This window comes from Vibrio sp. Vb0937 (assembly GCF_033338855.1).
Map to the genome: position 1 here is coordinate 1 of NZ_JAWOTK010000216.1, position 1,349 is coordinate 1,349.

Annotated in this window: 1 protein-coding gene and 1 pseudogene; one reads left to right on the plus strand and one right to left on the minus strand. The window is 48.7% G+C overall.

What is annotated here, in order from left to right; translation table 11 throughout:
- Window positions 1-960 (plus strand): MFS transporter (locus R7P67_RS24545; protein ID WP_318086281.1); only part of this gene is annotated, 960 nt, incomplete at its 5' end.
- Window positions 961-1,017: 57 nt separating this feature from the next.
- Here R7P67_RS24545 and R7P67_RS24550 read toward each other — a convergent pair.
- Window positions 1,018-1,349 (minus strand): annotated as a pseudogene (locus R7P67_RS24550) (transporter substrate-binding domain-containing protein); the annotation flags it as partial.

Sequence of the window (1,349 nt, forward strand, 5' to 3'; positions counted from 1 at the left end):
ATTGCCTCATTCGGCTTAGCATTCTGCGATGAAGTTTGGCAGCTACTGACACTGCGCTTTGTGCAAGCAATCGGCGTGTGTGCTCCTGCGGTTATCTGGCAAGCGATGGTAATCAAGCGTTACTCCAGCAGTAGCCAGCAAATTTTTGCAACCATCATGCCGTTGGTGGCACTATCACCAGCACTTGCACCTCAACTGGGTGTGGTTTTAGCGGATAGCTTTGGTTGGCACAGTATTTTTATCGCATTAACGCTTGTTGGCGTGGTGCTGGTTGCTGCCACCATGGCACAAAAGAACGAACAAGCCGAAATCAAACAAACCAGCATGTCTGCGGATATTAAAGCGTTACTAGGTTCAAAAACTTACCTAGGTAACGTGTTTATGTTCGCAACCGCTTCGGCAGCGTTCTTTGCTTACCTTACTGGTATGCCAGAAATCATGGCGCAACTAGGCTATGAAGCCAAAGACATTGGTCTGAGCTTCATCCCTCAAACCATTGCGTTTATGGCTGGTGGCTATTTAGGTAAAGTCGGCGTACGTAAGTTTGGTGATGAGAAAGTATTACGCCAGTTAATCGGCCTGTTCAGCGTTGCTGCATTGCTGATTTTCGTCGCTTCACAGTGGGAGCTCACGTCAATCTGGCCAATTCTTGCGCCATTCTGTTTGATTGCGGTAGCGAATGGGGCGTTGTACCCAATCGTAGTAAACCGTGCATTGGCAAGTGCGAAGCAAAGCCCTGCAACCGCAGCTGGTTTGCAAAACAGCCTGCAAATTACCGTGAGCAGCCTATCAAGCGCACTAGTAGCAGCGATGGCAAGCCAAGCTCAAATGGTTACGGGCGTGGCAATCGTCATTTGTATGGGTGGCTTGTGGATGGGTTACATTCTGTCGAATCGTGAACTCTCTAAGCATTTCACTACACCTGACAACGCTCGCGTCGTCAGCGAAGATGAACTTTAAGTCTGTACTTCAGTCCATCCGATCATAATAAGAGCCGCGTAATGCGGCTCTTTTCATTTATAAACTTTTCAGTCCCCACTTCTGAGCAGTCTGCTTAAAGAAGCCTTGTGTTTTTTTCAACTCCACCCAGTGGTTGATGTAGTTAATCCAGACTTGGTCGTCTTGTGGTAACAACATGGCGATTGGAGTCGGTCTGCGAGGAGCTTTCACAGGCACAATCGCCAACTGTTTGAACTTGTCCACCAGCGTCGCCGCTTCCACATTGGAAGTCACAGACACGTCCGCTCTGCGAGCCAACAGCTCTTGGAAATCACGCGCGGGGGCTTCAATCACAATATGCTGCGCCGATGGAAAGAACTCTTTCACCATTTTCTCTTGTACCGTACCTA